The organism is Thiomonas sp. TH-17 (genome assembly GCF_057473305.1).
Map to the genome: position 1 here is coordinate 1 of NZ_JBYCKI010000012.1, position 15,261 is coordinate 15,261.

The 15,261-nt window shown below is 66.5% G+C and carries 15 protein-coding genes; 6 read left to right on the plus strand and 9 right to left on the minus strand.

All coding sequences use genetic code 11. The features are described from left to right. Positions 1 to 957: zinc-binding alcohol dehydrogenase family protein (locus tag AC2VLV_RS00730; protein WP_486988179.1), on the plus strand; the 957-nt coding region annotated here is incomplete at its 5' end. Here the strand turns inward: AC2VLV_RS00730 and AC2VLV_RS00735 are convergent. Continuing rightward, positions 944 to 2,092 carry an MFS transporter gene (locus AC2VLV_RS00735; RefSeq protein ID WP_486988180.1) on the minus strand — a complete coding sequence of 383 codons (1,149 nt, stop codon included), beginning with the start codon at positions 2,090 to 2,092 and terminating at the stop codon, positions 944 to 946. The genes AC2VLV_RS00730 and AC2VLV_RS00735 overlap by 14 nt on opposite strands. A 17-nt stretch (positions 2,093 to 2,109) precedes the next feature. On the opposite strand from AC2VLV_RS00735, the gene AC2VLV_RS00740 reads away from it, so the two are divergent. After that, the gene (locus tag AC2VLV_RS00740; protein ID WP_486988181.1) at positions 2,110 to 2,562 is read left to right on the plus strand and encodes a LysR substrate-binding domain-containing protein; all 453 of its coding nucleotides are present in this window, start codon (positions 2,110 to 2,112) and stop codon (positions 2,560 to 2,562) included. A 34-nt stretch (positions 2,563 to 2,596) separates the two neighbouring features. Here AC2VLV_RS00740 and rodA read toward each other — a convergent pair whose 3' ends face one another. The 5 genes from rodA to AC2VLV_RS00765 all read right to left on the minus strand — a co-directional run bounded on the left by rodA (position 2,597) and on the right by AC2VLV_RS00765 (position 8,975). Then, the gene (rodA, locus tag AC2VLV_RS00745) at positions 2,597 to 3,715 is read right to left on the minus strand and encodes a rod shape-determining protein RodA (RefSeq protein ID WP_486988182.1); all 1,119 of its coding nucleotides are present in this window, start codon (positions 3,713 to 3,715) and stop codon (positions 2,597 to 2,599) included. 151 nt (positions 3,716 to 3,866) lie between these two features. After that, positions 3,867 to 6,182: a penicillin-binding protein 2 gene (gene mrdA, locus AC2VLV_RS00750; RefSeq protein ID WP_486988183.1), complete on the minus strand. Its 2,316-nt coding sequence runs from the start codon at positions 6,180 to 6,182 to the stop codon at positions 3,867 to 3,869. Positions 6,183 to 6,244: 62 nt separating this feature from the next. Continuing rightward, the gene (gene mreD, locus AC2VLV_RS00755; protein WP_486988184.1) at positions 6,245 to 6,781 is read right to left on the minus strand and encodes a rod shape-determining protein MreD; all 537 of its coding nucleotides are present in this window, start codon (positions 6,779 to 6,781) and stop codon (positions 6,245 to 6,247) included. A gap of 52 nt (positions 6,782 to 6,833) precedes the next feature. Beyond that, entirely contained in the window at positions 6,834 to 7,781 is a 948-nt protein-coding gene (gene mreC / locus AC2VLV_RS00760; protein ID WP_486988185.1) for a rod shape-determining protein MreC, read from the minus strand. 150 nt (positions 7,782 to 7,931) lie between these two features. Continuing rightward, positions 7,932 to 8,975: a rod shape-determining protein gene (locus tag AC2VLV_RS00765; RefSeq protein ID WP_486988186.1), complete on the minus strand. Its 1,044-nt coding sequence runs from the start codon at positions 8,973 to 8,975 to the stop codon at positions 7,932 to 7,934. Between the two features lie 234 nt (positions 8,976 to 9,209). Between AC2VLV_RS00765 and gatC the strand changes: the two genes are divergently transcribed. From gatC to gatB, 4 genes are read left to right on the plus strand one after another with little or no spacing between them, the layout of a single operon-like run. Then, on the plus strand, positions 9,210 to 9,509 hold the full coding sequence (gene gatC / locus AC2VLV_RS00770) for an Asp-tRNA(Asn)/Glu-tRNA(Gln) amidotransferase subunit GatC (RefSeq protein ID WP_486988187.1): 300 nt from the start codon (positions 9,210 to 9,212) through the stop codon (positions 9,507 to 9,509). Beyond that, a complete protein-coding gene (gene gatA / locus AC2VLV_RS00775; protein WP_486988188.1) occupies positions 9,506 to 11,026 on the plus strand; it encodes an Asp-tRNA(Asn)/Glu-tRNA(Gln) amidotransferase subunit GatA in 1,521 nt (506 codons plus the stop codon). Before gatC ends, gatA begins: the two co-directional genes overlap by 4 nt. Before the next feature lie 8 nt (positions 11,027 to 11,034). Then, a complete protein-coding gene (locus AC2VLV_RS00780) occupies positions 11,035 to 11,673 on the plus strand; it encodes a LysE family transporter (RefSeq protein WP_486988189.1) in 639 nt (212 codons plus the stop codon). A gap of 15 nt (positions 11,674 to 11,688) precedes the next feature. Further along, positions 11,689 to 13,137: an Asp-tRNA(Asn)/Glu-tRNA(Gln) amidotransferase subunit GatB gene (gene gatB / locus AC2VLV_RS00785; RefSeq protein ID WP_486988190.1), complete on the plus strand. Its 1,449-nt coding sequence runs from the start codon at positions 11,689 to 11,691 to the stop codon at positions 13,135 to 13,137. Positions 13,138 to 13,231: 94 nt separating this feature from the next. On the opposite strand, the gene AC2VLV_RS00790 is transcribed toward gatB, so the two are convergent. From AC2VLV_RS00790 to AC2VLV_RS00800, 3 genes are all read right to left on the minus strand, one after another. Beyond that, a complete protein-coding gene (locus AC2VLV_RS00790) occupies positions 13,232 to 13,624 on the minus strand; it encodes a VOC family protein (protein WP_486988191.1) in 393 nt (130 codons plus the stop codon). A gap of 97 nt (positions 13,625 to 13,721) precedes the next feature. Continuing rightward, a complete protein-coding gene (locus AC2VLV_RS00795) occupies positions 13,722 to 14,021 on the minus strand; it encodes a hypothetical protein (RefSeq protein WP_486988192.1) in 300 nt (99 codons plus the stop codon). A 68-nt stretch (positions 14,022 to 14,089) separates the two neighbouring features. Continuing rightward, positions 14,090 to 15,261, minus strand: a 1,172-nt coding sequence (locus tag AC2VLV_RS00800) for an NAD(P)/FAD-dependent oxidoreductase (protein ID WP_486988193.1), incomplete at its 5' end; no start/stop codon positions are given.

Consider the following 15,261-nt stretch of genomic DNA (forward strand, 5'->3'; position numbering starts at 1 on the left):
CCCCAGCCGAGCGGCCACGATGTGCTGGTGGCCGTCGAAGCCATTTCAGTGAACCCCGTCGACGTGAAAGTGCGCGCCAGCAGCGCACCACCCGCGGGCGAGTGGAAGGTGCTGGGCTGGGACGCCGCGGGCACCGTGCTGGCCACCGGCCCCGAGGCCACGCGCTTGCGCCCCGGCGACCGCGTGTACTACGCCGGCGACATCACCCGGCCCGGCACTTACTCCGCGCTGCATTGCGTGGACGAACGCCTCGTCGGCCACATGCCCGCCAGCCTCGACTTCGCCCAAGCCGCGGCGCTGCCGCTGACCGCCATCACCGCCTGGGAGGCGCTGTTCGACCGGCTGGACGTGCGTCGCCCCGTGCCCGGCGCCGCGTCCGCGCTGCTCATCATCGGCGGCGCGGGCGGGGTGGGCTCCATCGCCATCCAACTGGCGCGGCAGTTGACTGGGCTCACCGTCATCGCCACCGCCTCGCGTCCCGAAACCCGCGACTGGGTGCGGCGCATGGGCACCCATCACATCCTCGATCACAGCCAGCCGCTGGCGCCGCAGGTGCAGGCCCTCGGTCTGGGCGCACCCGCCTTCGTGTTCAGCACCACGCAAACCGCGCGGCACCTGGCCGACATCGCCGAACTGATCGCGCCGCAAGGCCGCTTCGCGCTGATCGACGACCCCAAGCAGCTCGACATCATGGCGTTCAAGCGCAAGAGCGTGTCCGTCCACTGGGAGTTCATGTTCACCCGCTCGATGTTCGCCACCGCGGACTTGGCCGAGCAGGGTCGCCTGCTCGACGAGGTGGCACGGCTCGTGGATGCAGGCCAGCTAAAAACCACGCTCAACACCCGCCTCGGCCCGATCGACGCCGCCACGCTCAAGCGCGCGCACGCGCTGGTGGAGACGGGCCGCAGCATCGGCAAGGTGGTGGTGGAGGGCTGGGAGTCGATCAGAACGAAGTGATGGAATCAAACGACCGGGCGTACTCCACCACCAAACCTAGCCCCGCAAACAGGGCACCGCACAGCACCACGGCCAGCCAGCCGCCCACGTCCCAGGCCAGACTGGCGATCAACGAACCGACGGCGCCGCCACCAAAATACGCGCTCATGTACACCGCATTGATGCGGCTGCGGGCTTCACCAGGCAAGGCGTGAATCGTGGCGAGATTGGCGATGTGCGCGCCTTGGCAGCCTGCATCGATGGCGAGGCAGCCGATGATCAGCCCCCAGACACCCTGCATGGCGAACGCTGCCGCACCCCATGAAAGCAGCATCGTCACCAGTGCCGCCAGCCGCACCCGGCGCGCACCGCCCGGGCGATCGGACCAGCGCCCCGCGAATGCGGCGGAGGACGCCCCGGCGATGCCCAGCAAACCGAACGCGCCGACTATCGCCGGGCCATAGCCATAGGCCGGGCCTTGCAATACAGGGGTCAGCCCGACCCAGAACACGCTGAAACTGCCGAAGAACAGCGCGCCCGTCAACGCCGCGAAACGCAGTTCGCGATGCCGGACGAACTGACCCAGCGTCGAGGTCATCAGCGCGACATATCCCTGCGTTTCTTCCACCTGCGCGGGCAGCCGTGGCAGCACGCGCCACAGCATCATCCACGTCGCGGCGCTTGAGGCGGCACCGAAGGCGAACGCCCACCGCCAGTTCGCCCACTGTGCAATACCGCCTGCAATCCCCCGTCCACCGAGAATGCCGATCATCAGTCCGCTCATCACAATGCCAATCGCCTTGCCGCGCGAAGGAGTCGGCGTGACATGCGCCACCAACGGAATGATCTGCTGAATGATCGAGGACAACAGCCCGACGGCCAACATCGCGAAGGCCAGCCAGAGCACGGAAGGGGCGGCGGCAGCGGCCAGCAAAGCCAAAGGCAGCAGCGCGCCCAGACCGAGAATGAGAAGATGCCGGGCATGCCGGTCGCCCAAGGGACCCAGGAACAGCAAACCACCAGCGTATCCGATCTGCACCGCCGACGGCACCACGCCGACCTCCGCGATGCTTGCATGAAAGGTGACCGCGAACTGCTGCAACAAGGGCTGCGCGTAGTAAAGATTGGCGACCGTGACCGCGCAGGCCAGGGCCATGAACAGGGCGAAGTGCTTTGACAGCCCACGATGGGTGTCCGGGGCTGGGGGTGCAGGCGTATGCGGTGTACGCCGCCAAGGGGTTGCTGCCACAGACCCGCAAGCCCGGCAAGGCCGGGCTCGCCAAACTGCCCTGGATCGGCTGGGATGCCTCCCTTCAGCATCTGGCGCAGGCGCGGTGGCAGCGCGAGCACTTTCCCGAAGCACGCATCGCACTCACGGCGAACAGCCTGTTCACCCAGTTGCACGCGGCGGAGCAGGGTCTGGGGCTGGCGGTGCTGCCGTGCTACATCGCGGATACCCATCCGCAGCTCACGCGCTGCCTTTCACCGGGGCAATGCGTGTCGCAGGACATCTGGCTGGTGATCCAGCAAGGCCTGCGCGACGCGCCACGGGTGCGCATCATCGCGGACATGGTTGCGGCCGTTGTCAGCGACAACCGGAAAAACCTCGAAGGCCATCCGCACTGACTGGCCGGGACGATGCGACGTAAGCGTGCGCCGCTCAACTCTGCACCAGCCGCTTGGATTTGGCGATGGAAAACAGCATGCCCGCGCCCAGCATGAGGGTGATGAGCGCGGTGCCGCCATAGCTGACGAAGGGCAGCGGCACGCCAACCACCGGCAGAATGCCCGACACCATGCCCATGTTGACGAAGGCGTAGATGAAAAAGATCAGGGTCACCGACGCTGCCAGCAGGCGCGAGAACAGCGTGGGGGCATTGGCCGCGATCATCAGCCCGCGCACGATGAAGAAGGTATAGGCGGCCAGCAGCATGAGATTGCCGGCCAGCCCCCATTCCTCGGCCAGTACCGAGAACACGAAGTCGGTATGCGATTCGGGCACGAAGTTCAGATGCGCCTGGGTGCCGTGCAGATAGCCCTGGCCGAACACCCCGCCGGAGCCGATGGCGATCATGCTCTGGATGATGTTGAAGCCCTTGCCCAGGGGGTCGCTCTGCGGGTCGAGCAGCATCATCAGCCGCTGCCGTTGATAGTCGTGCATGAAGTGCCACATCACTGGCGCGCCAGCCGCAGCCAGCGCAAACAGCAAGGCGATGACCCGCCACGACAGCCCGGCGAAAAAGATGACGAAGGCCCCGGTGAGCAGCACCAGCAGCGCGGTGCCGAGGTCGGGCTGCTTCATGATGAGACCGACGGGGATGAGCAGCAGTACCGTGGCGATGAAAAAATCCTTCACCCGGATCTGGCCCTCGCGCTTCTGGAAATACCACGCCAGCATCAGCGGCACGGCGATTTTCATGATCTCGGACGGCTGCACCACGGTGATCCCCAGATCGAGCCAGCGGCGCGCGCCCTTGCGCACCAGCCCGAACATGGCCGTGGCGATGAGCAGCGCCACGCCAAAGGTGTAGACCGGCACGGCGATCTGCATCAGCCGCTGCGGCGGCACCTGCGCCGCGACGAACAGCACCAGCAAGCCGATGGCCAGATTGCGCAGATGATCGTCGAACGGCACATGCGCGTCCTGCAAGGCGGAGAACAGCACGATGCAGCCGATGGCCACCAGCCACAACAGCGCGGCGGCCAGCGGCGCATCGAAGCCGGTGAGATAGGGACGCACTCGCCGCCAGAGCGGCGGGCGGCCGAAGGTCCCACTCATAAAACAGCCCTCCTCGCTGCGCTCTTGCCCACCTCGCGGCTTGCAGGCCGCTCGGATTCAGCAGGCACGCGAACACGCGCAGGCGTCTTCGCTGGTCCAGCCTCATCCCCGAAGGAGTTGAGCGCTCTTTCGGAGCGGCCGTGCAGAGCGCTCATAGCCTTACCCCTTCCGATTCATCACTCACATCGGGCCGGGCGCCGAAGCGGGTGAACAGCGGTGCACGCACCCCGCCGCCGGGCCAGCCCAAGACGGGGTACGCCCCCTCGGGGGGCAGCGACCGCGTAGCGGGAGCGTGGGTGCCTACGCATACCCCGCCCGCGCAGGCGGTGCGCGGGTAGTTACCCACTGCCTCCGCATCGAAGACGGTGGGCTGGGCGCGCGCGCTGGACGCAGCCGCCGGTGCAGGCGCGGGCTTCTCCGCAACTCCTGCGGCCCCCATCGCGGCGGCGGCTCCAGAAGCAGCACCAGAAGCAGCGCCCGCCGGGGCGGATGTCGCCGGAACAGGCGGCGGCTTGGCGCCAGGAATGATCGGCACGCCTTCGCGCTCGCCCGCGTAGGCAAACTGCACCGGCTGCGGCTTGGCGCCGCTGATCTTCTCGATTTCCTCATCGGTGGGGTAGAGGCCGAGCAGGTGATAGTCGAGCGCCTTGCGCGCGATGGGCGCGGCCGCAACCCCGCCAAATCCGGCGTTCTCCACAATCATCGCCAGGGCGATCACCGGGTTGTCGGCCGGGGCGTACACCACGTACAGCGCATGGTCGCGCAGATGATGGGCGATGTCCTTGGCGTCATAGGTCTGGTTCTGGCCCACGCTGAAGACCTGCGCGGTGCCGGTCTTGCCCGCCGTGGTGTAGAGCGCGCCCTTGAAGGCCTCTGCCGCCGTGCCGCCGGTCTGGTTCACCGCCATCATGCCGCCGTGCACCACCTGCCAGTACGCTGGATTGAGGTCGACGCGCTGGGCCACTGGCGCGACCACCGGCGTGAAGCGGCGCGTGCCCATGTCTTCGATCGCACGCACCACGCGCGGCTCGTAGCGCGTGCCCTGATTGGCCAGCGTGGACAGCGCCGTGGCCATCTGCAGCGGGGTGAAGCTGTTGTAGCCCTGGCCGATGCCCAGGCTGATGGTGTCGCCCGGATACCAGCGCTGCTGCGCCGGGCTGCGAAAGGCCTTGCGCTTCCACTCGCGCGAAGGCAGCACGCCCTTGGCCTCGCCCTTGAGATCGATGCCGGTGGCCTGGCCGAAGCCGAACTGCTGCGTCCATTTGGCCATGCCGTCCACGCCCCAATCGTGCGCGACCATGTAGAAATACACGTCGCACGACACCTGAATGGCCTTGTGCATGTCGACGATGCCATGCCCCCCCGGCACGTCATCGCGAAAACGGTGTCCGGCGAACATGAAATAGCCAGGGTCGTGAAAGCTCCACTGCGCGGTGCGGATGCCGTCGGTCAGCGCGCCCGTCGCCAGATAAGGTTTGTAGGTCGAGCCCGGCGGAAAGGTGCCGCGCAGCACGCGGTTGAGCAACGGCCGGTCGGGCGAGGTGTTGAGCGCATCCCAGTTGACCTGATCGATGCCGTCGACGAACAGATTGGGATCGAAGGTGGGCATGGAGACAAAGCTCAGCACTTCGCCATTGCGCGGATCGATGGCCACGCAAGCCCCGCGCCGTTTGCCGTAGAGGTCTTCGATGAGCTTCTGCAGGCGGATGTCCGCCCCGAGCACCAGATTCTGTCCGGGCGTGGCGGCCACGGTCTTGATCTTGCGCACCGGCCGCCCCACGGCGTTGACCTCGACTTCCTCATAGCCGGTGATGCCATGCAGCTGCGTCTCGTAAGCCTGCTCCACGCCCAGCTTGCCGATATGGTCGGTGCCGAGGTAGTTGCTGGCGTCGTCGCTGTCGTCGATGCGCTGCTGCTCGGCCTGGTTGATGCGGCCGATATAGCCCAGCAGATGGCAGCCCAGCGCGCCCAGCGGATAGTTGCGAAACAGCCTTGCCCGCACATTCACGCCCGGAAAGCGAAAGCGCTGCGCCACGAAGCGCGCCACCTCATCATCATTGAGCTTGTTGAGAATCGGCAGTGACTGAAAGCGCCGCGACTGCCCCAGCAGATTGTTGAAGCGTCGCTCGTCGAACGGCGTGATGGGCACGATGGCCTTGAGCGCATCGATGGTGTCCTGCAACGTACCCTTCACTTTCGACGGCGTGATTTCCAGCGTGTAGGCCGCGTAGTTGTTGGCCAGGATGATGCCGTTTCGGTCGAGTATCAGCCCGCGCTGCGGCGGAATCGGCACCAGCGCAATGCGGTTGTCCTGCGCCTGGGTCGAAAACTGCCGATGCCGCACCACCTGCAGCCACACCCAGCGACCGATCAGCAGCGCAAAGCTCAGCACCACCACGGCCGCGGCCAGAATCAGGCGGCGGCGGAAGCGAAACAGCTCGCGTTCGATGTTGCGCAGCTCGGTCATCGCAAAGAAGGGTCAAATAAGGATGGAGCCCGTTGCGGGCACAAGGTTCAGCACGTCCGCCATCACAGAGGTCGATTGCGGTCGGAATCCGGCGCGCGCCGCTGCGGCGCCAGCAGCAGCCAGGACAACAAGGGCCACAGCGCCGCCTGCACAAACGGCGCCAGCAAAAACGCCCAGCCCGGAAAGCTGCCGCCAGCCCACATGCCCACCAGCAGCAACAGCACCTGCGTGGCCACGAACAGCGGCAGCACATGCAAAGCCTGCTGCAGCGGCGGAAACCACAGCAGCCGCCGGTGCAGCGTGATGGCGAAATAGCTCAGCACCGTGTAGATCAGCGCATGCTGTCCCAGCACCGAACCCTGCTGCACATCCACCGCCAGCCCCAGCACGAACGCCACGGCCATGCCCACGCGGCGCGGCTGTTGCACATTCCAGAACACCAGGGTGAGGGCGACCAGATCGGGCATCCACGCCAGACGGCCCAGCGGCAAAAAGTCGATCAGCAGCGCCATCAGCAGACTCAGCGCGATGAACCAGGGGTTGACCGGCAGCAGCAGCACTTCGCGCGCACCGCCCGCAGGGGCCCGCGCGGAAGGCATGGCACCCTGATCAGAACGACGGCGGCGGGGCAGGAAAGACACGGTCAGCGGTTCAGTGTGAAGCTGCGGCGGCAGGCTTTGACACCGCTTTGCCCGACTTTTGCATCTGCGGCTCGGCGGCCTTGACCGATGGCCCCGCCACCAGCGGCGTGAGCGGCTGAAGCACCAACACATGCCGTCCGCCTTCAACATCGGCAAGCGGCGCACACATCACCCGGGCAAACGCCGTATCGCGCTGGCGCGTGACGGCAGTCACCCGCGCCACGCGCAGGCCCGCCGGATAGATGCCGTCCACCCCGCTGGTCACCAGCACATCGCCCACGCGCACATCGGCGGCAGCAGGCATCCAGCGCAGTTCCATGCCGCCCTGGCCCAGCCCCGGCTCGCCGTACACCACGCCGCGTTCGCCAGTACGCTGGTTCTGCACCGGCACCACGGCGTCGCGGTCGGTGATGAGGGTGACTTCGGCGCTCCAAGGGTAATCTCGCGTGACCTGGCCGAGCAGCCCGGTTTCGTCGATCACCGGCGAGCCGAGTTCGACGCCCTGCAGGCTGCCGCGGTCGATCACCACGGTGCGGCTGAACGGATCGCTGGCCTGCGCACTGATCTGCGCCGCCACCGACTTCGGCGGCAGGCTCTGCTGCAACCGGAGCAGACCGCGCAGGCGGTTGTTTTCCAGCCGCAACTGCGCTTCGAGCTGGGACTGCAGCGACAAGGCCACATTGGCGCGCTGCAAGCGGCTGATTTCAGCTTGCGCCTTGGCCGGCGCTTCAAGATAGCCGCTCAGTTGCCGCGACCAGTCCACCGGCGCCTGCGCCATGCGCTGCAAGGGATAGATCGCCACCGACAGGCCCTGGCGCAGCATGGGCGTGACCTTGAACCGCACATCCAGCGCCATCAGCAAAATGGCCAGCGCGGAGAACAGCACCAGCCGCGTGAGCGCAGAAGGCCCCTGCCGGAAAAACGGCGGAGGTGAACGCTCAAGAGTGCCGTAGGCCATGGGAACGAGAACAAACGCAGGGCGGAAAAGGATCGAGTCGAAACAGCTCGAATCGAAAGGGCCCGGATCAGGTGCGTGGCGGTATCAGTGAAGCACCCTGGCGCACACCGGGAATACCGCCGATCAAAAAACCGCCGCAAAAAACGCCGATTACTCCGACGTGAAAATGGTGCCCAGCCGATCCATGCGCTCCAGCGCCATGCCGCTGCCACGGGCCACGCAGGTGAGCGGGTCTTCGGCCACCAGCACCGGCAGGCCGGTTTCTTCGGCCAGCAGGCGGTCGAGGTCGCGCAGCAGCGCACCGCCGCCGGTGAGCATCATGCCGCGCTCGGCGATGTCGGCGCCGAGTTCGGGCGGGGTCTGTTCGAGCGCGTTTTTCACCGCCGAGACAATCTGGTTGAGCGGATCGGTCAACGCTTCGAGGATTTCATTGCTGGAGATGGTGAAGCTGCGCGGCACGCCTTCGCTGAGGTTGCGGCCCTTCACTTCCATTTCCTTGACCTCGGAGCCAGGGAAGGCCGAGCCGATTTCCTTTTTGATGGCTTCTGCCGTGGGCTCGCCGATCAACATGCCGTAATTGCGCCGGATGTAGTTGATGATGGCTTCGTCGAACTTGTCGCCGCCCACGCGCACGCTGCCCTTGTACACCGTGCCGCCCAGCGAGATGACGCCGACTTCGGTCGTGCCGCCGCCGATGTCCACGATCATCGACCCGGTGGCTTCACTGACCGGCAGCCCGGCGCCGATGGCCGCAGCCATCGGCTCTTCGATGAGGTACACCTCGCTGGCGCCGGCGCCCAGCGCCGACTCGCGAATGGCGCGGCGCTCGACCTGGGTGCTGCCGCAGGGCACGCAGATGATGATGCGCGGGCTGGGCCGGAACATCCGGGTGTCGTGCGCCATCTTGATGAACTGCTTGAGCATCTGCTCGGTCACGGTGAAGTCGGCGATCACGCCGTCTTTCATCGGGCGGATGGCCTCGATATTGCCCGGCACCTTGCCCAGCATCTGCTTGGCCTCCTTGCCGACGGCCTGAATGGTTTTCTTGCCACTGGGGCCGCCCTCGTGGCGGATGGAGACGACGGACGGTTCGTCGAGCACGATGCCCTTGCCGCGCACATAAATGAGCGTGTTGGCGGTACCCAGATCGATGGCGAGATCCGTCGAAAAATACTGGCGAAAGGTTCGGAACATGGAATATGTCGGCGCCAAAGCGCGCCCGGCTTTCTGGTGATGTGTGAAATAAGCAACAAACGGGCTTGATTTTTCGGTCAAATCCCGTGCGCCAAATCGGAGCATCATAACCCATGCATGCGCATAAAATGGCGTTTTCCGCTGGCATCCATCGGGTAAATGCCCCGATCCGTCCGCTTGCCTGACGGCAGGTTTTGCCGCCTCGGATGCTGCGCCTTCGATTCCCGCCCCACCATGTCACTCACCCTTCCCGATATTGACCGCCTGGCGCAACTCGCCCGGCTGGATCTGTCCGCCAGCGAGCGCGACCACCTGCTGACCGACCTGAATGCGTTTTTCGCCGTGGTCGAGCAAATGCGTGCGGTCAACACCGACGGCGTCGAGCCGCTTTCGCACCCGCTCTCCGCCGTGCAAGACATGCCGCTGCGCCTGCGCGCCGACGCCGTGACCGAGAGCAATATCCGCGACGCCGCGCTGCGCAACGCGCCCGACGCGCAGGACGGCCTGTTCCTCGTGCCGAGGGTGGTCGAATGAGCACATCCCCGACCGATTTCGCCACGGCCGACCTGCGCACCCTGTCCGCCGCACTGGCCGCCCGGCAGGTCTCCAGCGCCGAACTCACCCGCGCGGCGCTCGACCGCATCGCCGCCCACGCCGATCTGGGCGCTTTCCTCCACGTCGATGCTGACGGCGCCCTGCAGTCCGCGCAGGCCGCTGACGCCGCCCGCGCCGCGGGCGACACCCGGCCGTTGCTGGGCGTGCCGGTGGCGCACAAAGACGTGTTCGTCACCCGCGCCCTGCCGGCCACCGCCGGTTCGCGCATGCTGGCCGGTTATGTCAGCCCGTTCGATGCCACCGTGGTCGCCCGTCTGGGCGCGGGCGCAGATGACTTTTCGGGCGCGGGCATGGTCACGGTCGGCAAGACCAATATGGATGAGTTCGCCATGGGCTCGGCCAACGAGAACTCGGCTTACGGCCCGGTGCGCAACCCTTGGGACGCCGCCGCTATTCCGGGCGGCTCTTCAGGCGGCTCGGCCGCAGCGGTGGCCGCAAGGCTCGTCCCCGCCGCCACCGGCACCGACACCGGCGGCTCGATCCGCCAGCCCGCGGCCATGTGCGGCATCACCGGCATCAAGCCGACCTACGGCCTGTGCTCGCGCTACGGCATGATCGCCTTCGCCTCCAGCCTCGACCAAGCCGGCCCGATGGCGCAGACCGCCTGGGACTGCGCCGCCCTGCTCACCGCGATGACCGGGTTCGACCCGCGCGACGCCACCAGCGTGGAGCGCGCCGTACCCGACTATGTCGCCGCGCTCGATCAGCCCCTGCCCGGCGCCACCGCCGCGCAGCCGCTCAAAGGCCTGCGCATCGGCCTGCCGCGCGAGTACTTCGGCGCGGGCCTGGCCGACGAGGTCGAATCCGCCGTGCGCGACGCCCTCAAAACGATCGAGAACCTGGGCGCCACCTTGGTGGACGTCTCGCTGCCGCTGACCGAGCTGTCCATTCCGGCCTACTACATCATCGCCCCGGCCGAGGCCAGCTCCAACCTGAGCCGCTTCGACGGCGTGCGCTTCGGCCATCGCACGGCGCAATACAAAGACCTGGCCGAGATGTACGGCAAGAGCCGCGCCGAAGGCTTCGGCCCCGAAGTCAAACGCCGCATCATGATCGGCGCCTATGTGCTGTCGCACGGCTATTACGACGCCTACTACCTGCAGGCGCAGAAGATCCGCCGCCTCATCGCCGACGATTTCGCCCGCGCCTTCACCCAGTGCGACGTGATCGCAGGCCCGGTGTCGCCCACCGTCGCCTGGAACCGGGGCGACAAGGCCGACCCGCTGGCCAACTACCTGGCCGACATCTACACCCTCTCGGCCAGTCTGGTCGGGCTGCCGGGCATGAGCGTGCCCGCGGGCTTCGGCGCGGGCGCCAACGCGCGCCGCCCGGTAGGCCTGCAACTCATCGGCCCGCACTTCGCTGAAGCGCGCCTGCTGCAGGTCGCACACCAGTACCAGCAGGTGAGCGACTGGCATCGCCGCAGCCCCGTCTGAGCCCGACGATGGATCTGCACACCTGGCTGACGTTCTTCGCCGCAAGCTGGCTCATCAGCCTCTCGCCCGGCGCGGGCGCGATCTCGTGCATGACCACGGGCCTGCGCTTTGGCTGGCGCCTGGGCGTGTGGAACATCCTCGGCCTGCAACTGGGCATCGCCGCCATTCTGGTGGTGGTTGCCGCTGGGCTGGGCGCGCTGTTGGCAGCAAGCGAAACCGCGTTCAGCGTGATCAAGTGGTTCGGCGTGGCCTATCTGCTGTGGCTGGGCATCCAGCAATGGCGGGCCCCGGCGCATGGGCTGGCCGATGCCGACGGCAGCGCAAAAAACACCACGCCGCCCACGCGCAGCCAGCTTGTGCTGCGCGGCTTTCTCATCAACGCCAGCAACCCCAAGGGGCTGGTCTTCATGCTCGCGGTACTGCCGCAGTTCATCAACCCCGACGCGCCGCAACTGCCGCAATATCTGCTGTGCGGGCTGTCGCTGTTCATCACCGACATCGTGGTGATGAATGGCTACACCCTGCTGGCTGCGCGGGTGCTGCGCGCCCTGCGATCAAAGCAGCATCAACTCTGGCTGCAGCGCAGTTTTGGCACCCTGTTCATCGGCGCCGCGCTGCTGCTCTCGGCGTTTCGCCGTTCAAACTAATCAAGGAATCTTGTCATGCAATGGGAAGTGGTCATCGGGCTGGAAACCCACGTTCAGCTCTCCACCGAGTCCAAGATGTTTTCCGCCGCGTCGACCGCATTCGGCGCAGCGCCCAACACGCAGGCCTGCGCCGTCGATCTGGCGCTGCCCGGCGTGTTGCCGGTGGCCAACCGCGCCGCGGTGGAACGTGCCATCCGCCTCGGTCTGGCTTTAGGCGCCACCATCGCGCCGCGCTCGGTTTTCGCGCGCAAGAACTACTTCTACCCTGACCTGCCCAAGGGCTACCAGATCAGCCAGTACGAGATTCCCGTGGTGCAGGGCGGGGTGGTCGAGTTTCTGGTGGACGGCAAGCCGCACCGTCTGCAGCTCACCCGCGCCCACCTCGAAGAAGACGCGGGCAAGTCGCTGCACGAAGCCGGTCTGTTCGACCGCGCGGGCAACGCCGCCAGCGGCATCGACCTCAACCGCGCGGGCACGCCGCTGCTCGAAGTCGTCACCGAACCCGACATGCGCAGCGCCCGCGAGGCCGCCGAATACGCCCGCGCCCTGCACGCGCTGGTCATGTGGCTGGACATCTGCGACGGCAATCTGCAGGAAGGTTCGTTCCGCTGCGACGCCAACGTCTCCGTGCGCCGCCCCGGCGAGCCTCTGGGCACGCGCTGCGAGATCAAGAACCTCAACAGCTTTCGCTTCCTCGAAAAAGCCATCGAATTCGAAGTGCGCCGCCAGATCGAACTCATCGAAGACGGCGGCAAGGTGGTGCAGGAAACCCGGCTGTACGACCCCGACAAGGGCGAGACCCGCACCATGCGTACCAAGGAAGACGCGCACGACTACCGCTACTTCCCCGACCCCGACCTGCCGCCGCTCATCATCTCGCCCGAGTGGATCGAGCGGGTGCGCGAAGGCATGCCCGAGCTTCCCGGCCAGATGGCCGCACGCTTCGTCGCGGCGCAAGGCCTGAGCTTGGATGCCGCGGCGCAGATGACCCAGACCCGCGCCCACGCCGCTTACTTCGAGGCCTGCGTGGCCGCGGGCGCCGCGCCCAAACTCGCCGCCAACTGGATCATGGGCGAACTCGCCGCCCAGCTCAACCGCGACGAGCGCGACATCGACGCCAGCCCCGTGAGCGCCGCGCAACTCGCCGCGCTCACCCGCAAAATCGACGACGGCACCCTGTCGAGCAAGACCGCCAAGGAAGTCTTCGCCGCGCTGTGGGCGGGCGAACAGGGCGGAGATGTCAACGCCATCATCGACGCCCGCGGACTGGCGCAGGTCAACGACAGCGCCGCGCTGCAGGCCGCCGTCGACGCCGTGCTCGCCGCCAACCCGAAGAACGTCGAGGAATACCGCGCCGGCAAGGAAAAAGCCCTCAACGCCCTGGTCGGCCAGGTCATGAAAGCCACCGGCGGCCGCGCCAATCCGCAGCAGGTGGGCGAGATGCTGAAGAAGGCGGTGGGGTGATGCTGTTTTGCCTCGGCGTGCTCTTGGTGCGAAAACCAGGGTGGCCCTGTGCTGTGACGCTAGACCTGACCCCAAGCTCTTTCTTGCGGTCCGCTCATTCGGCCTGGTGGCAAGCCACGCATAGCTTGTTGCCATCCGGATCACGGAAATACGCGCCGTAGTAGTTAGCGTGGTACTCAGGCCGCAGTCCAGGCTTGCCTTCGCATATACCCCCGCTGGCGAGCGCCATGGCGTGAACCAGATTGACTTGCTCTCGGGAATGAGCGAGAAACGCGACCATTTGCCCATTGCCGGGCTGATGCGGTTGCTGGTTGTAGGGACGGCCGATCAAAAACAAGGGCCTTGGACCCGGCGAAGATTCCCAACCAGCCCAAGGGCGCTCGGGCTCTTGGAAACGGAATTGCACGCCAAGTGCATCGAGCACCGGCTTGTAAAACGCCATTGCTCGGTCAAAGTCTGCGACACCGACCATAACGTGCGAGAACACTTGCCTTCTCCTTCGACAGCAAACTTGGGGGCTAGCTTGATCGCTTTCAGCCGTTCTGCCTAAGCTGAAATCGTAGCCTCTCGCCATGCCGCTGCCCTCATACCTTCCGGTCGGCCCCCGCAGCCAATTCCAGCCACTGCCCTACAGCCTCGGCCAGGATGGCATTCACGCCGCCCTCGACGGTCACGGCGCGGTCCCGCAGGCGTTGCGCCAGATCGGCGGGCAGTTTGCAGGTGAGTTGCACCAGCTTGGGTGCGCTGTCTTTGGGTTTGGTCTCGGCCTTCGCGGCCACGGCCTTGGCGCCTTGACCGAAGCGCTGCGGGATCGCGCCCGACTTCAGCTTGCCGTCGAGCTTCTTGGCAAGATGTTTTTCAAGGTCTGTCTTTTTCATGCTCATGGGCTATCCCCGGTGGTCTGGACGCGCATTGTCCATCACGGCCGGCCCTGGGGGCGCTCAGTGCGCACTCAATGCAGCTTGATGCGCGGCTCGGTGGTGCGAGAGATCATGCGCGCCAGCGTGAGGAAGGCGGTTTTCCAGAACCCGTGCAGGGCGTGCAGATGCATGCGGTAGAGCAGCCAGTAGATGAAGCGGGCGAAATGCCCTTCGATGAACATGCTGCCCTTCGATAGACCGCCCATGAGATTGCCCACGGTGCTGTGCTCGCCCAGCGACACCAGCGAGCCGAAGTCGCGGTAGTGAAAGGTCAGCTGCGGCTTGCCCTGCAATTGCAGCGTGATCTGTCGGGCGATGAGGCTGGCCTGCTGGTGCGCGGCCTGAGCGCGCGGCGGCACGTTGCCGGCATGGCCTTCCCAGACGCAGGCGGCGCAGTCGCCCAGCGCGTAGATGGTGTCGTCGCGGCTGGTCTGCAGCGTGGGGCGCACGACGAGCTGGTTGATGCGGTTGGTCTCGAGTCCGTCGATGTCGCGCAGGAAATCAGGGGCCTTGACGCCCGCCGCCCAGACCACCAGTTCGGCAGGAAGAAAGTCGCCGTCAGCCGTGCGCACGCCTGTGGCGGTGACTTCGGTCACGCGCTTGCCGGTGTGCATCTGTACGCCAAGCTTGGCCAGCTCTGCAGCGGCTGCGGCCGACAGCCGCTCGGGCAACGCGGGCAGGATGCGGGGCGCGGCCTCGATCAGGCTCAGGCGCATGTCGCGCTCGGGGTCGATGCGGTCGAGGCCATAGGCGGCCAGCACGCGCGTGGAGTTGTGCAGCTCGGCCACCAGTTCCACGCCGGTGGCACCGGCGCCGATGGCCACGACCTTGAGTTGCTCCGGCCGCAGCGGCTCGGCCTGCGTGTTGGCCGCGATACAGGCATTCACCAGGCGCCGGTGAAAACGCCGGGCGTCTTCGGGCGTGTCGAGGGCAATGGCATGCTCGGCCGCGCCGGGCGTGCCGAAGTCGTTGTTCTGACTGCCCACGGCGATCACCAGCATGTCATAGCCGATGCGGCGGCGGGGCACGATCTCGCGCCCGGCCTCATCTAACGTGGGCGCGACCAGCACTTCACGACGCGCGCGGTCGAGCCCGTCCATGGCGCCCAGGCGGTACTTGAAGTGATGCCAGGTGGATTGGGCGAGGTAGTTCAGCTCGTTGTCGTCGATGCCCAGGGTGCCGGCCGCCGCCTGGTGCAGCAGCG